Genomic DNA, 15,506 nt, shown 5'->3' with positions numbered 1-15,506 from the left:
TCACTTATTGAGGTTTGCAAGCGATATGGGCTTACCCACTTTTTCCCAACTTCTCGCTATTGAAGGAAGCCATCTTGTCACGGCGGATTTAGACGACGCAAAGCATTGGCAAGACTTCCAACACGACGTTGCAACTTTGCATGATTTGCTTGCGAACGACACGCGATCGCGCTGGGCGCTTTGCCTGGATGATAGCTACCACATGGCCGTTGCATGCTTAGCATTAGCCCATGCTGGAAAAACGATCATTATTCCGGGAAATCTGCGCCCTTCTGCACTTGCCGAATTATCTGACGCATTCGATGGCGTAATCACGGACAGTGCCGCTATTTCACTTCAAGGAAAGGCGTCCGTGACGCTTCCAGTCGATGCTGCGCAATCCTGCTTACCGCTTCCTCACTTTAATGATGAAGATGTTCAGCTCATCCTCTACACATCAGGATCCAGCGGCACACCCAAAGCCATAGAAAAATCCTTACATCAATTAAACGTAGAAGTGGATACGCTGGAAAACACGTGGGCAGACATCGTTCACGGTAGTGAAATCGTGAGTACTGTGTCTCACCAACATATTTACGGTCTGCTTTTTCGTGTTTTTTGGCCATTGTTTGCACGCCGACCGTTTGCACGGAGCAACATTAATTACTTGCAACAGACTGCATTAAACAGCACACGTCCTTTAACGCTAATCAGCAGCCCTGCACAACTAAAAAGGCTCAATCCCGTCGATCCTGCATTTTACTGTGCCGCCGTATTTTCTTCAGGCGGCCCTCTTCCTTATGCAGCCGCTCAATGCAGTTTATCTTTGCTGGGGCAGTTACCTTTCGAAGTATTTGGCAGTACGGAAACTGGCGGTATTGCGTATCGTCAACAAGAAAACGAAACAACACGCTGGCAATTGTTTGAAGGCATTCATGCCTCGATAAATAACAACGGGTGTTTGTCCGTTAAGTCCCCTTACATCGACCCTCATTCATTTTATGAAACGGCGGACCTTTGTGATTTTAATAGTGACGGCACATTCAGCTTGCTTGGCAGAGCTGATCGCATCGTAAAAATTGAGGAAAAACGCGTTTCTTTAAGCGATGTAGAGTCCAGACTGGTTCAGCACCCTTGGATCAGTGATGCAGCCTGCATTCCATTGGACGAAGACGGCCGACAGTTTATCGCTGCAGCAATTACGCTAAATCATGAAGGGGCCACCCAAATGGCTTCTCAAGATGAGCATGCGCTGCGCTTGAGCATCAGAAAGCTTCTCACACAATGGCTCGACAATGTGGCTATTCCGCGTCGTTTCATACTTCTCGACTCAATACCCCAAAACAGCCAAGGGAAGAGGCAGCACGCCATCATTGAAAGTCTGTTTACTGACGACCCGACTGCATTGTCTCCTCAGCGTCTACCGTCATTGGTCAAAGCAGAAACAACGACTGATCAAGCCAGATTACACCTCAACATTGACAACAAACTGCCTGAGTTTTGTGGGCATTTCCCTAGATTCCCAATCTACCCAGGGGTGTCGCAGATAGATGCAGTTCTGCGCTTCGCCAAAGACCTGTTTCCTATTCATGGTCAGTTTTCATCCATTAATAAGTTGAAATTCGAGGCACCTGTTTGGCCAGGAACACAATTGGTGCTGACGCTCAGTTGGCATGCAGGCACGAAAAAACTGACCTTTCGATATGAATCGGATCAAGGCCTTCATACCCGAGGGGTCGTGAGTTTTATTTAAAACAAGAACCGCTGCCAGAAACGGCGCATTTGACCTTAATTTCGGTCGCACATTCAGTTAGCAGGGAAAGACTATGAAAGAATCAACCAATCAAACCATTTTATTTGGTGAAGGACCGCTGACTATCGAGTCAGTTGAAGCCATTGCAAGTGGCAGCAAAGCCGTACTCAATAACTCACATGCCTATACTGACAAAATCAATCGAAGCGTGGCGTTTCTTGAGAGACTACTGAAAGAAGACGGTGCTATATATGGGGTAACTACTGGATACGGAGATTCCTGTACTGTTGCTATCCCACCGTCTTTGGTTGATGAACTGCCGTTGCACCTTACCCGATTTCATGGCTGTGGCTTAGGTGAAGACCTAAACCCAACTCAAGCCAGAGCAGTCTTAGCGACACGCCTTAACTCACTGACACAAGGTATGTCAGGTGTCAGCATGGATTTGCTGAACCAAATCATCACCTTGATCAACAATGACATTGCGCCTCGTATTCCTCAGGAAGGTTCTGTTGGCGCAAGTGGTGACCTTACCCCACTCTCATACCTCGCAGCGGCATTGATCGGTGAGCGAGAAGTGCTTTACAAAGGCGAAGTTCGCCCAACTCACGAAGTTTACCGAGAGCTGGGTATCTCCCCTATCAAGTTAAAGCCTAAGGAAGGCCTTGCTCTGATGAACGGCACCTCGGTTATGACTGCGCTAGCGTGTCTTGCTTACAAACGTGCGGAATACCTGTCCCAGCTAACAACCCGCATCACAGCCATGGTGTCACTCGCCATGCAGGGGAATGACTTCCACTTTGACGAAGCACTGTTTGCCGTTAAACCGCACCCAGGCCAGCAGCAAGTTGCTGCGCGACTTCGCGATGATTTGAAAGTAAACCGCCCACCACGTAACAGTGACCGTTTACAAGACCGTTACTCATTGCGCTGCGCACCACATGTGATTGGCGTACTGGAAGACAGCTTACCTTGGCTTCGCCAAATGATCGAAAACGAACTCAACAGTGCCAACGATAACCCAATCATCGACGGTGACAATGAGCGCGTTCTGCACGGTGGACACTTCTACGGCGGCCACATTGCGATGGCAATGGACAGCATGAAAACAGCTGTCGCAAACCTCGCTGACTTGTTAGATCGCCAAATGGCACAGTTGATGGACTATAAGTTCAACAACGGCTTACCGTTTAACCTCACCGGTGCCGAAGGCAGCCGCAAGCCAATTAACCATGGTTTCAAAGCGGTTCAAATCGGCATTTCTGCATGGACGGCAGAAGCCCTTAAACACACTATGCCAGCGAGTGTTTTCTCTCGTTCAACAGAATGTCACAACCAAGATAAAGTCAGCATGGGCACCATCGCGGCGCGCGATTGTCTGCGTGTACTGGAACTCACAGAACAGGTCGCGTCAGCGAGCCTTCTGGCGGCCTTCCAAGCACTGCAATTGCGTTGTCGCACCGGCGAGTTATCAATGAGTGAACTCAGCCAACCAGTCCGCGACATGGTCTATAACGTGGGTTCTCAATTTGATTTCGTTAATGAAGATCGTCCATTAGAGCAAGACTTACGCCGCTTTATTTCCTTTATTCAAACGCGTGAGTGGGAGCTGTATGAATGACAACCATTCGCTTGCGCGCTGAAGCAAAGCTAGTCACTGCCTTTCAAGATGCCGACCCCATGGGGGTCGTCTATCACGGCAATTACTTTCGCTATTTTGAAGAAGCTCGTCGCTTGCTCATGGAAAAAATTGACTATGGCTATCGTGCCATGGAGGCCTCGGGTTACGTATGGCCAGTTGTTGATGCGCACGTTCGTTATATTCGTGCCATTGATTACAACCAACCGATCCGGGTGGTTGCAACACTCGCCGAATGGGAAAACCGCCTGAAAGTCGACTACGTGATCTTGAACGCTGCCAATCAACGAATGTGTAAAGCGCACACGGTCCAAGTTCCTGTCACCATTGAGGGGCAAGAAATGCAATTTGCTGCCCCTTCAGTGCTAAAAGAGAAGCTGCTTGCGTACGCTGCGCTCTCTAAAGAATTGGGGGACATCTTTCATGACTGACACCCAAACTACGTATCCACCAATCGCTTCCTTGGTGCCTCATAGAGCCCCCATGTTGCTCGTGGATGAGCTGATCTATGCGGATAAAGCCCATGCACATTGCCAAGCGATACCAACCAGAGAACATCATTTTTTTGATGCTTCCCTGCAAGGTATACCCGCTTGGGTAGGCATCGAGTTGATGGCGCAAACCATCGCAACGTGGGCTGGCTATCAAGACTTTCTGGCGGGAAAGTCTCCCGCAATCGGATTCCTAGTTGGAAGCCGACAGTACAAAGCAACCGTGCCGCATTTCCCCGTCGACAAGACACTCGACATCTTTGTCGAAGAAATCATGAGCGATGGCGGGATGTCCGTGTTCGGTTGCCATATTGAGTTGAACGGTATTGAGGTCGCCACGTGCCAGTTGAGCACCTATGAGCCCTCACCTGAAGCACTCAGTAAAATGACAAAAGGAGTACCAGCATGACACGCACAGTTCTGGTCACAGGTGCCAGTAAAGGTATCGGGCGAGCCATTGCAATCACACTGGCAACTGCGGGCTTTGATATCGTTGTCCACTACGGTAACGACGAAGCCGGAGCAAGAGAGACGCTCACGGCCATCGAAGAAATCGGTCGTTCTGGACGCATCGTACGTTTCGATATACGCAATCGTGAAGAATGTCGAACGTGTATAGAGAATGACATTGAGGCCTATGGAGCCTATTACGGCGTAGTCAACAACGCGGGAGTAACCGCTGACACCGCATTTCCAGCAATGACTGAAGAAGAATGGGATGGTGTTGTCCATACCAATCTCGATAGCTTCTACAACGTCATACACCCCATTGTTATGCCCATGATTCGCCTGCGCACTGGCGGACGAATCATCACCATGTCATCCGTTTCTGGACTTATTGGCAACCCAGGACAAACAAACTACAGCGCAGCAAAAGCAGGCATTATCGGCGCAACAAAAGCACTGGCCATGGAGCTTGGAAAACGCAACATCACCGTCAACTGCGTCGCACCTGGGTTAATAGACACGGGCATGATAGACGAAAGGATCCTTGCTAAAGCCCTGCCTGACATCGCCCTTAATCGAATGGGAACACCTGAAGAGGTTGCCAATGTGGTTGCCTTTTTAATGTCAGATGCAGCCAGCTATGTCACCCGACAAGTCATTTCTATCAATGGAGGTTTTCGATGAATAGACGTGTAGTCGTTACCGGAATGGCGGGTGTCACCGCATTCGGGAACAACTGGGATGCCGTATCGTCTCGCCTTCGCGAGCACAAAAATGCGGTCAAATATACAGAGTCCCTTGAGCAATATAGCGGACTCAACACCCGTTTAACCGCACCTCTAGATGAATTTATTCTGCCCAAGCACTATGGTCGGAAACAAGTTCGATCTATGGGTTTGGTGGCGAAGTATTCAACCGTAGCCAGTGAACTTGCACTCATTCAATCAGGGCTCATGGGCATGGATGTGCTCAATAATGGGCAAACTGGCGTCGCATTTGGCTCGTCGACCGGTAGTAATGGCCCTTCAAGAGCTTTCTCCATCATGATGGAACAGAAGACGACTGAAGCGATTACGGCCAATACCTATGTACAAATGATGCCCGCAACAACAGCCGTAAATGTGGGTCTTTTCTTTGGTCTTCGTGGCCGTGTCATTCCAACCAGCAGTGCCTGCACGTCAGGCAGTCAGGCGATTGGTTATTCTTATGAAGCCATCAAACATGGTTACCAGACTGCCATGGTTGCTGGTGGTGCCGATGAGCTTTGCCCGACCCAACCTGCGGTATTTGATACCTTGTATGCCACCAGCCAGAAAAATGACACGCCAGAAGCAACACCGCGTCCGTTTGATATCAATCGAGATGGAATTGTCATTGGTGAAGGCGCGGGTTCATTAGTACTGGAAGACTATGAACATGCCAAAGCACGGGGTGCCACCATCTATGCAGAAATCGTCGGTTTTGCCAGCAATTGCGATGCTGCGCATATCACTGATCCTCAGATGGAAACCATGCAAATTTGTATGGAAAACGCCCTGAAAAATGCTGGGGTATCCGCTAACCAAATTGGCTATGTATCCGCGCATGGTACGGCAACCAGCAAAGGGGACATTGCCGAAACCCAAGCCACGGCAAATGTATTTGGGCCACGTATGCCAATCAGCTCATTGAAGAGTTACTTTGGCCATACGCTGGGGGCTTGTGGCGCAATCGAAGCGTGGCTTGCGATTGAAATGATGAACAATGGTTGGTTCAGCCCGACCTTGAATCTCGACAATGTCGACCCTGCTTGTGGAGACTTGGATTACATCCGTGGAGAAGAACGTCATATCGATTGCGAATACATCATGAGCAATAACTTCGCATTTGGCGGCGTGAATACGTCTATCGTTTTCAAGCGTTATACTGGGTAAACAAAAACGCCCGCATCATGCGGGCGTTCTTTTTATTCTTTCACTACCACGTCACTACACGGTACGTTCAAGAAGCACAGTTGCAACGGCGTACCGCTTTTCATCTGCGATGGTCAGCATAACATTGTTAACGCCATGACTGTCCGCAATCTCCTTGGCAACACCCGACAAGGTCAATATTGGCTTGCCATGCTCGTCGTTGGTGACATCAAAGTCGTGAAATGTCACGCCACAGGCAATCCCAGTACCCAACGCTTTAGACGCGGCTTCTTTCGCAGCAAAACGCTTGGCAAGATAACGGGCTTTCTGCTTGGTTTGTTGATACTTTTCTAGCTCAGATGACGTGAGGACACGCTGCGCGAACGCCTCCCCCGTATTTCGGGCAATAATGGTTTCAAATCGCCCGATTTCAGCAATGTCAGTACCTAAACCAACGACGGCCATTAACGACGCGCGTCCTGCATGATAGCTTTCATGTCTGCTACTGCTTTAGGTAGGCCGTCAAATACCGCACGACCGATGATGGCGTGACCAATGTTCAATTCGTAGATTTCTGGAATTTTCGCGATTGGCGTAACGTTGTGGTACGTCAAGCCATGACCCGCGTTCACTTTGATACCCAAGTCATGCGCGTAGCTTGCAGCAGCTGCGATTTTCTTCAGCTCTGCTTGCATGTCTTCTTCCGTTTCTGCCTCAGCGTAAGCACCGGTATGCAATTCAATAAACGGTGCACCACACGCTTTTGCCGCATCAATTTGCGTACGGTCAGCATCAATGAACAAAGAAACCTTGATGCCTGCTGCATTCAGTGTCTCTGTTGCCGCTTTGATTTTCTCAAGCTGGCCAGCCACATCCAGACCGCCTTCAGTGGTCAACTCTTCACGCTTTTCTGGCACCAGACACACATACGCAGGCTTCACATCCAATGCGATGTTTACCATTTCATCCGTCACGGCCATTTCTAGGTTCATACGCGTTTGAAGTGTGTCACGCAGAATGTAAACATCACGATCTTTGATATGACGGCGATCTTCACGCAAGTGGACAGTGATACCATCAGCACCCGCACGCTCGGCAATTTCCGCCGCATGGACTGGATCAGGGTACTTCGTGCCACGCGCATTACGAACAGTCGCCACATGGTCAATATTCACGCCCAGGTAAATGGTATTCATTGCGTTGATTTCCTTGTTCTTAACAAAAATAGCTCTCTGCTTTTGAGAGGCTTTGAACCAAGATAAGGCTTGAGTGCCAGCCGTGTAAAGCGTTTCGCCGCTTTTAACTGTTCGCGGGTCGTAAACTGGCGAGACGCCAATGCGAGCAGGTCACTGCCAGTAAATGCGAGGTTACTGCTTTTCATTAACGACGCGACAAACCCCTGTTGCTCTCGAAAAATGTACGTCATGGATTCATCAACAGATTCCCCACTACCGGCGCAGTGCAGAAAGTCCACGCCATACCCCAATGAATCAAGCAGGGCGAGTTCAAAGCGGCGCAGGGCTGGTTCAGGGTTGCTGTGTTGAGCAAGCTCTGTCAGTGCCGTTACATAGTCATAGAAAAGTTGGTGGTATCCCGTTTCCTGCTCAACCACTCGGCTGAGTATCTCGTTGAGATAGAAACCAGAAAAGAGCGCATTACCGGAGAGTGGGATAGCTAAGCCCATGGCTTCCGCTTGACGCAATGTACGCATTTCGCCACGGCCGGACCATTTCATTAGCAGAGGTGTAAAGGGCTGCAAAGCCCCTTTAAGCGGGGAGCGCTTACCACGGGCACCTTTCGCCATAATGCTGACTCGCCCGTGGTTTTCGCTAAAAACATCCAGAATAAGGCTGGTCTCACTGTAAGGGCGTGAGTGCAGAACAAAGCAGCGCTGCAAGCCTTCCATATTGCTCCTGATGTTTTCTATGTTACGTATCTCGGCTTATAGATCGTCGATGTAGCCAAGACTGCGCAGTGCACGCTCGTCATCAGCCCAGCCCGATTTCACTTTTACCCAAAGTTCGAGGTAAACCTTACGGTCGAACAGATCTTGCATGTCCAGACGCGCTTCACGGCCGATGGTTTTGATTTTCTCGCCACCTTTACCGATCACCATTTTCTTCTGGCCGCTACGCTCAACCAAGATCAAACCGTTGATTTCAAAACCGTCAGTTTCTGGGTTGTAGTCAAAGCGTTCGATCTCTACTGTCACCGAATAGGGCAGTTCATCACCGGTGAATCGCATCAGTTTTTCACGGATGATTTCAGAGGCCATAAAACGCTGAGAACGGTCGGTCACGTATTCTTCTGGGAAGTACCACTGACCTTCAGGCAAGTGCTCACGAACCAGTTTCTCAACCACGTCAATGTTTTTACCGCTCTTCGCTGAAACCGGTACAACATCAACGAAGTCCATTTTCTCGCTCAGCACTTGCAGATGCGGAAACAGTTCGCTTTTCTCTTTAACGTTATCCACTTTGTTGATCAGCAATACGACAGGCAGCCCAGATTTCTTGAGCTTGTTTAATACCATTTCGTCATCTGCGGTCCAAACCGTGCCATCGACCAGGAACAATACCAATTCAACGTCGGTCAGTGAGCTTGAAGCTGCACGGTTCATCAATCGGTTGATGGTACGCTTTTCTTCAATGTGAAGTCCCGGCGTGTCCACGTAAACCGCTTGGAAACCGTCACGGGTATCAACACCCATGATACGGTGACGCGTGGTTTGTGGTTTGCGCGACGTAATTGATAGCTTCTGACCAACTAATCGATTCAGAAGTGTCGATTTGCCTACATTCGGGCGACCTACAATGGCAATAAAGCCACAGTGGTGTGTTTGCTGCGTATCTGTCATGAATCCAGCTTTTCTAATGCCAGTTCTGCAGCCGCTTGCTCAGCCTTGCGTCGACTGCTGCCTTTACCGACTACAGGTCGATCCAGACCTGCGACTTCACACTCAACCGTGAACTGTTGGTTGTGTGCTTCACCCTGCACTTTAATTACATTATAGGCAGGTAGTGGCTTGCGACGTCCTTGCAGGAATTCCTGTAGACGTGTTTTCGGGTCTTTTTGGTTCGCACCTGGCTGAATAGTTTCCAGACGCTCTTTATACCAACCCAGCACAATTCCACGTACCGTTTCCAGATCGCTGTCGAGATAGATAGCACCGATAATGGCTTCTACCGCATCGGCCAGAATTGAGTCGCGGCGGAAACCACCACTTTTCAACTCACCCGGGCCCAATTGCAATACGTCACCAAGATCAAACTCGCGGCCCAGTTCGGCCAGCGTGTTACCACGAACCAGCGTTGCACGCATACGGCTCATGTCACCTTCATCAACGTTCGGGAAACGATGGTAGAGATCGTCAGCAATAACGAAACTCAAAATAGAATCACCTAGAAACTCCAAGCGCTCGTTGTGGTTACCACTTGCGCTTCGGTGAGTCAGGGAGAGACTAAGAAGCGCCGCATCGCTAAATTCATAGCCGATACGACGCTGCAATTTATTTGTTGGTGTTGTCATGTCGTTCCAAGTTAATCAATGCCGCCGATGCGGTTAAACCGCACGCCGACAGGTACCCAAGACGGCAAGAAGCTGTCGCCTTGTTCATCAAATTCAAAACTGATCCAGATACCGACCGCTTTACCCACCAGATTTTCTTCAGGCACAAATCCCCAGAAGCGGCTGTCCTTACTGTTGTCTCGGTTATCGCCCATCACAAAATATTGGCCCTGTGGAACAACCCACTCTCCCAGACCAGGCGTCGGGTAGTACTGACCCGTTTGGTTTGGAATGTAAGGATTCACCAAAATCTCGTGTGGTTCTTTACCAAGAACTTCTTCAGCTTGAATAAGGTTAACACCTCGTTGTGTAAACTCGCTCTGATGGATATTGTCTACCGGCACAAACTCGCAGGTAGACTCGCCCTTCTTCTTAATACAAAGACGCTTGTCATCGGTGTAACGCACGGTATCGCCCGGCAAACCGACAACTCGCTTGATAAAATCAATGCTAGGTTGTGGTGGGTATTTGAATACCACCACATCACCACGCTCCGGCTCACCCGTTTCAATTAACTGGTGACGGAACACAGGATCTTTCAGGCCGTAAGCAAACTTCTCCACAAGGATGAAGTCTCCCACCAGCAAAGTCGGCATCATAGAACCAGACGGGATTTGGAACGGCTCATAAATAAATGAGCGCAGAACCAAAACTAAGCCGATAACTGGGAACACAGACGCTGAGGTTTCAATCCAGCTTGGCTGAGGAGCAACACTCGCTACTTGCTCTTCACTCACTTCTCCGCTTTCCATCTGTAGCACTTCTGCTGCCTTTTGTTGGCGACGTGGTGCCCATACAAATTTATCCAGTGCCCAAATGATCCCTGTAAACAGGGTGACGAGCACCAAAATCAGCGAAAAAGTATTAGCCATTGTGTTCCCCTAACCTTCCAAATCCGTTTTTATTCTTTACCTGACTTCTCCTCTGAGAAGTCAGGTATTTTTACTTTTTGAAACCTCGATTCAGCGTTATGCGAAGCTAAGGTTACTTATCTTTACCTACATGCAGAATTGCCAAGAACGCTTCTTGAGGCAGCTCAACGTTACCGATCTGCTTCATACGCTTCTTACCTTCTTTCTGCTTCTGTAGCAGTTTCTTCTTACGGCTTACGTCACCGCCGTAACATTTCGCGGTTACGTTTTTACGAAGCTGCTTAACCGTAGAACGGGCAATGATGTGGTTGCCGATAGCCGCCTGAATCGCGATATCGAATTGCTGACGAGGGATGAATTCTTTCATCTTCTCAACCAGATCACGACCACGGGTTTGAGCTTGGTCTTTGTGCGTAATAATCGCCAATGCATCCACGTTGTCGCCGTTCAATAGCACGTCTACACGCACCATGTTTGACGCTTCATAACGCTGGAAGTTGTAATCCAAAGACGCATAGCCGCGTGATGTTGATTTCAGACGGTCAAAGAAGTCCAAAACAACTTCAGCCATTGGGATGTCGTAAGTCAGCGCAACTTGGTTACCGTGGTAAACCATGTCGACCTGCACGCCACGCTTCTCGATACACAGGGTGATAACGTTACCCAGATACTCAGACGGTACCAGAATATTACAGCGCGCAATTGGCTCACCCATGATTTCAATGTCGTTAACCGCAGGCAATTTCGCTGGGCTATCAACATAAAGGGTATCGCCGTTGGTCTTTTTCACTTCGTACACTACTGTCGGTGCCGTGGTGATCAGATCCAGGTTGTATTCACGCTCTAGACGCTCTTGGATAATTTCCATGTGCAGCATGCCAAGGAAACCACAACGGAAACCAAAGCCCAGAGCTGCAGAGTTTTCTGGCTCATAGAACAAGGATGCATCGTTCAGGCTAAGCTTGCCCAACGCATCACGGAAGTTTTCGTAATCATCAGAAGACACAGGGAACAGACCTGCGTATACCTGAGGTTTTACTTTCTTAAAGCCAGGCAATGCTGTCTCTGCACCGTGTTTCGCAAGCGTCAAGGTATCACCTACTGGCGCACCAAGAATGTCTTTGATACCACAGACAACCCAACCTACCTCACCGGTACGGAGAGCTTGTGTATCTGTTTGCTTCGGCGTAAAGATACCGATGCGATCAACACCCCAAACTTGGCCGGTGCTCATCACTTTAATTTTTTCACCTTTCTTCAGTTCGCCATTTTTGATACGAACCAAAGAAACAACGCCCAAGTAGTTATCAAACCATGAGTCGATGATCAGTGCTTGCAGCGGTGCTTCTGGATCACCTTCCGGAGCAGGAATGCTTCTTACGATATCTTCCAGAACCAGGTCAACGCCAAGGCCAGTTTTCGCTGAACAGCGGGTCGCTTCAGTCGCATCAATACCCACGATGTCTTCAATCTCTTCCGCTACGCGATCAGGGTCGGCAGCTGGCAAATCGATTTTGTTCAGAATTGGCACCACTTCCAGGTCCATTTCAATCGCGGTGTAACAGTTAGCCAGCGTCTGAGCTTCAACACCCTGACCTGCGTCAACCACCAGCAAAGCACCTTCACAGGCCGCCAGTGAACGCGAAACCTCGTAAGAGAAGTCAACGTGTCCAGGGGTATCGATGAAGTTCAGCTGATAGGTTTCCCCATCTTGCGCTGAATAATTCAGCGTCACACTCTGTGCTTTGATGGTGATACCACGTTCGCGCTCCAGATCCATGGAATCCAGAACCTGTGCTGCCATTTCACGGTCGGTAAGACCGCCACAAACCTGAATCAAACGGTCTGATAGGGTCGATTTGCCGTGGTCAATGTGGGCAATAATCGAAAAGTTACGAATGTGCTTCATAGATGGTGTGACTAACTCGTTAGTGAAAATTTGAAGATCTATAGATCAAGTGGCGGGATTCTACCGAAATTAATGGCTAGTCGCTATCCTCAGTTGCGGCATTTATCACCGCTATATCGGTCAGCGAGGTACCCAAGACACGCAAAAGCGTCGGTGTCATCCCGGCATCTCGTTCCATCTTGCGAGAAACGGAGCGGGCTACAAGCACACCCGCACCACCAAATGCCAATGAAGTTAGGATAATCACCCCTTCTCCGGCTGCCAGTAAATTTGCGAGAAACTGGCCGAAAAAAGCCCCAACCATGGCGAAAATGAGCGGCAGTACATACACCACAGCAGCGGATTTCAGTACCGTTTGTTCTTCCAGCCCAATTTCAATGATTGAGCCCACTGCCAGTGGCTTATCGGAAGGTACCTGAATATCCAGCACCTTACCCGGCAATGCATTATTCACAATGCCTGTCCCACAAGCACTTTTAGACGCGCAACTGCCGCAACTGGTTTTTTGTTGGCAACGTACAAAGACAACGCCGTCGCCATTGCCCGTTACCTCTGCGAGAGCTTTAATCATTGTGGTGCCGCGCTTGGTTGTGCAGGCGTACCTTCAGTGACATTCGGCGTTTTAGGTGACGCAATAAAGCGAACCGACTCCGCCACTTTTTTTGCAGTCGCGGGAGGAATATCGCCCACTACCGTCACTTCTGCGTTACCTGAAATATGGCTGTGCAAGGTTCTGCGCCCCTTACGGACGAGTTGCTCCGGCACGGAAAACTTATCCGCCTCAGATAAATAGACAGAGAAACTGAACAACCCATCACTGAACATCTGACTTTCTACCGGACGCTCGGTGATAAGTAAGCGATGTCGGTTGCGATAAATAGGTTTAAACCCAACAGGCAAGTCAGTCACTTGCCAACTTAAGCCAGTGTTCGGCTTATTCGGTAAGTGCACCACTGGCGGCAAATCTACTTTTGCCAACTGACGCATCATGTCACCCACTTGCGGTGAGACCACAACGGACAGAGCGCGATATTGCTCGATAGGGTCACCATCACGATCAAGCAAATCGGCACGAACCAAGAGCTTGCTGTCTTGGTCAATCCATAACACGTAAGAGTAACGCTCACCATCTTTCGGTGAGACCCTCACCACATCACATGCAACGCCTGCTTCGCGAGCTCGACCTAGTGGCACGAAATCATACATGGTCGCGAGTTGCTCGATATTGGTCTGCATAACCGCAGGCAAAGGCGCAACCATTTGCGTGCTTTGAATGGTGAAAGGATCAATGCCCGGTTCAAAATAGCTGATTTCATCTCCACGACGAATCACCTCACGTGGCGGTCCACTGAGGTAAGCGATTTGACCAAAGGATTTACCATCGACAACGGCGTGTCGAAAACGAAGGGGTTCTATGCTGCTTTTTCGAACCAATATATAAGACAGTTCATAATCTAACTGCTCGGTAGCCTGGTGCATATTATGCAGCAATGCCTCGGCGGGGCTTTCATCCGTCGAGGCATTGGCAACCAGGCTGACCAACGCAATTGCGCTGATCAGAATGGGTTTCATCAATCTTGTACGCTCACTTCAGTGTTTAGCGGATCGCTTTCATCTGCAATGTCATCAGCATTAAGTCGAAGTTGCAACTCGTAGTCTTGGAACATCGCATTCACACGACGACGTTGTTCCATCAACTGTGCCTCAGATGGACTTGCTTGCATTGACTCGCGGCTCAAGCTAACAGGCTGCGCAGATCCAGACAGCGGAATAGTTTGAAGAACAGGAGGTTGAGTCTCCGCCAACATAGGATCTGATTCCAACCCACCATTGTATTGCTGAACACCAACGATCACCGCGAGTGAAACGGCCGCTGCCATACCCACTTGCGTCAATTGTTGTAGCCACATCGGCATCGAATTTCTCGCAGCCACTGGCGTGGGTTGTGCTTCTTGCATTGGGATAACGTCTTGTTGCGGCGCGGTACCATGAGCAGGCTCATTTTCCAGTGCCAATGCAACGCTTGCAGCAATATCCCAGCTTTGTTCTTTCGGGGCATCTCCGCGCAGTACGTCTCGGGTCGCAGCATAACTTTTCCATGTTTGCTGCGTTTCCAGATCCATTTCGATATCGTCAAAAGACGCTGAATGTTGCACATCACCGTCGAAAAACGCAGAAAGATTCTCTTTTCCAGCCATTTATTTCACCGTTATTAACAGCTAACTCTGTTACTGATTAATCAATGGACGAACACGCTTATCTACCGCTTCCCTGGCTCGGAATATGCGCGAACGCACCGTTCCTACCGGGCAGTCCATTACTTCTGCGATTTCTTCATAGCTAAGGCCATCAATCTCTCGCAGCGTAATCGCCGTTTTCAAATCGTCAGGCAGTGCTTCAATGGTATTGAACACTACCTCTTTCAACTGTTCTGACAACATAAGGTTCTCAGGGTTCGAAATTTCTTTCAGTGCGCCACCATTTTCATAGTTTTCCGCCTCTTCAGCATCGATATCACTTGAAGGCGGGCGCCGACCCTGAGCCACTAAATAGTTTTTGGCGGTATTTACCGCGATACGATACAACCAAGTATAGAAGGCACTCTCGCCTCGAAACCCGGGTAAAGCGCGGTACGCTTTGATGAAGGCTTCTTGCGCCACATCTGGTACATCGCCACTGTTGCTCACATACCGCGAAATCAGGCTACACACCTTATTCTGATACTTGATAACCAACAGGTTAAATGCTTGCTTATCGCCACTTTGTACGCGCTCTATCAGGGCTTGATCAGTTAACTGCTCGCTCATTCGAGCGTTTACTCCTTTATTATTGATACCAATATGCCTTTGTTGCTTGATCGAGTCTGAATGTCATTCGTCAACGCAATGTCAGCATTTGGTATTTCTTTTCGCTCTTCGCCACTGTCTGCCACTTCATCGTCGAGTCGCTAGCCATAA

17 protein-coding genes are annotated in these 15,506 nt (G+C 49.2%); 6 read left to right on the top strand and 11 right to left on the bottom strand.

What is annotated here, in order from left to right:
- Positions 1-25 precede the first annotated feature (25 nt).
- The 6 genes from LRP49_RS17275 (at position 26) to LRP49_RS17250 (ending at position 6,222) form a co-directional block, all read left to right on the top strand.
- Positions 26-1,732: an ApeI family dehydratase gene (locus LRP49_RS17275; protein ID WP_274143559.1), complete on the top strand. Its 1,707-nt coding sequence runs from the start codon at positions 26-28 to the stop codon at positions 1,730-1,732.
- 73 nt (positions 1,733-1,805) lie between these two features.
- The gene (locus LRP49_RS17270) at positions 1,806-3,353 is read left to right on the top strand and encodes an HAL/PAL/TAL family ammonia-lyase (RefSeq protein ID WP_274143558.1); all 1,548 of its coding nucleotides are present in this window, start codon (positions 1,806-1,808) and stop codon (positions 3,351-3,353) included.
- The gene (locus LRP49_RS17265) at positions 3,350-3,802 is read left to right on the top strand and encodes an acyl-CoA thioesterase (protein WP_274143557.1); all 453 of its coding nucleotides are present in this window, start codon (positions 3,350-3,352) and stop codon (positions 3,800-3,802) included. Before LRP49_RS17270 ends, LRP49_RS17265 begins: the two co-directional genes overlap by 4 nt.
- On the top strand, positions 3,795-4,271 hold the full coding sequence (locus LRP49_RS17260) for a hotdog family protein (RefSeq protein WP_274143556.1): 477 nt from the start codon (positions 3,795-3,797) through the stop codon (positions 4,269-4,271). The genes LRP49_RS17265 and LRP49_RS17260 overlap by 8 nt, the downstream gene beginning before the upstream one ends.
- Positions 4,268-4,993 (top strand): 3-ketoacyl-ACP reductase FabG2, encoded by a 726-nt coding sequence (locus tag LRP49_RS17255; protein WP_274143555.1) that lies wholly within the window; start codon positions 4,268-4,270, stop codon positions 4,991-4,993. The genes LRP49_RS17260 and LRP49_RS17255 overlap by 4 nt, the downstream gene beginning before the upstream one ends.
- Positions 4,990-6,222: a beta-ketoacyl-ACP synthase gene (locus tag LRP49_RS17250; RefSeq protein WP_274143554.1), complete on the top strand. Its 1,233-nt coding sequence runs from the start codon at positions 4,990-4,992 to the stop codon at positions 6,220-6,222. Before LRP49_RS17255 ends, LRP49_RS17250 begins: the two co-directional genes overlap by 4 nt.
- 54 nt (positions 6,223-6,276) lie before the next feature.
- Here LRP49_RS17250 and acpS read toward each other — a convergent pair whose 3' ends face one another.
- The 11 genes from acpS to rpoE form a co-directional block, all read right to left on the bottom strand.
- Positions 6,277-6,666, bottom strand: a complete 390-nt coding sequence (gene acpS / locus LRP49_RS17245) for a holo-ACP synthase (RefSeq protein WP_274143553.1) — start codon at positions 6,664-6,666, stop codon at positions 6,277-6,279.
- On the bottom strand, positions 6,666-7,397 hold the full coding sequence (gene pdxJ / locus LRP49_RS17240; RefSeq protein WP_274143552.1) for a pyridoxine 5'-phosphate synthase: 732 nt from the start codon (positions 7,395-7,397) through the stop codon (positions 6,666-6,668). Before pdxJ ends, acpS begins: the two co-directional genes overlap by 1 nt.
- Complete coding sequence (gene recO / locus LRP49_RS17235; protein WP_274143551.1) at positions 7,394-8,107, bottom strand: DNA repair protein RecO; 714 nt, start codon at positions 8,105-8,107, stop codon at positions 7,394-7,396. The genes pdxJ and recO overlap by 4 nt, the downstream gene beginning before the upstream one ends.
- Before the next feature lie 36 nt (positions 8,108-8,143).
- Entirely contained in the window at positions 8,144-9,058 is a 915-nt protein-coding gene (gene era, locus LRP49_RS17230; protein ID WP_274143550.1) for a GTPase Era, read from the bottom strand.
- Entirely contained in the window at positions 9,055-9,729 is a 675-nt protein-coding gene (gene rnc / locus LRP49_RS17225; protein ID WP_274143549.1) for a ribonuclease III, read from the bottom strand. The genes era and rnc overlap by 4 nt, the downstream gene beginning before the upstream one ends.
- Positions 9,730-9,740: 11 nt before the next feature.
- On the bottom strand, positions 9,741-10,640 hold the full coding sequence (gene lepB, locus LRP49_RS17220) for a signal peptidase I (protein ID WP_274143548.1): 900 nt from the start codon (positions 10,638-10,640) through the stop codon (positions 9,741-9,743).
- 112 nt (positions 10,641-10,752) lie between these two features.
- Entirely contained in the window at positions 10,753-12,549 is a 1,797-nt protein-coding gene (lepA, locus tag LRP49_RS17215; RefSeq protein ID WP_274143547.1) for a translation elongation factor 4, read from the bottom strand.
- 76 nt (positions 12,550-12,625) lie between these two features.
- Positions 12,626-13,120, bottom strand: a complete 495-nt coding sequence (locus tag LRP49_RS17210) for a SoxR reducing system RseC family protein (protein ID WP_274143546.1) — start codon at positions 13,118-13,120, stop codon at positions 12,626-12,628.
- A complete protein-coding gene (rseB, locus tag LRP49_RS17205; protein ID WP_274143633.1) occupies positions 13,117-14,121 on the bottom strand; it encodes a sigma-E factor regulatory protein RseB in 1,005 nt (334 codons plus the stop codon). The genes LRP49_RS17210 and rseB overlap by 4 nt, the downstream gene beginning before the upstream one ends.
- On the bottom strand, positions 14,121-14,747 hold the full coding sequence (locus LRP49_RS17200) for an RseA family anti-sigma factor (protein WP_274143545.1): 627 nt from the start codon (positions 14,745-14,747) through the stop codon (positions 14,121-14,123). The genes rseB and LRP49_RS17200 overlap by 1 nt, the downstream gene beginning before the upstream one ends.
- Before the next feature lie 30 nt (positions 14,748-14,777).
- Positions 14,778-15,356 (bottom strand): RNA polymerase sigma factor RpoE, encoded by a 579-nt coding sequence (gene rpoE, locus LRP49_RS17195; protein WP_274143544.1) that lies wholly within the window; start codon positions 15,354-15,356, stop codon positions 14,778-14,780.
- Positions 15,357-15,506 lie beyond the last annotated feature (150 nt).

The sequence above is a fragment of the Enterovibrio qingdaonensis genome (assembly GCF_028683135.1).
Classification (GTDB): Bacteria; Pseudomonadota; Gammaproteobacteria; order Enterobacterales; family Vibrionaceae; genus Enterovibrio; species Enterovibrio qingdaonensis.
The sequence above is the reverse complement of the archived record's forward strand: the minus strand, read 5'-3'. Positions and strand labels throughout refer to the sequence as shown.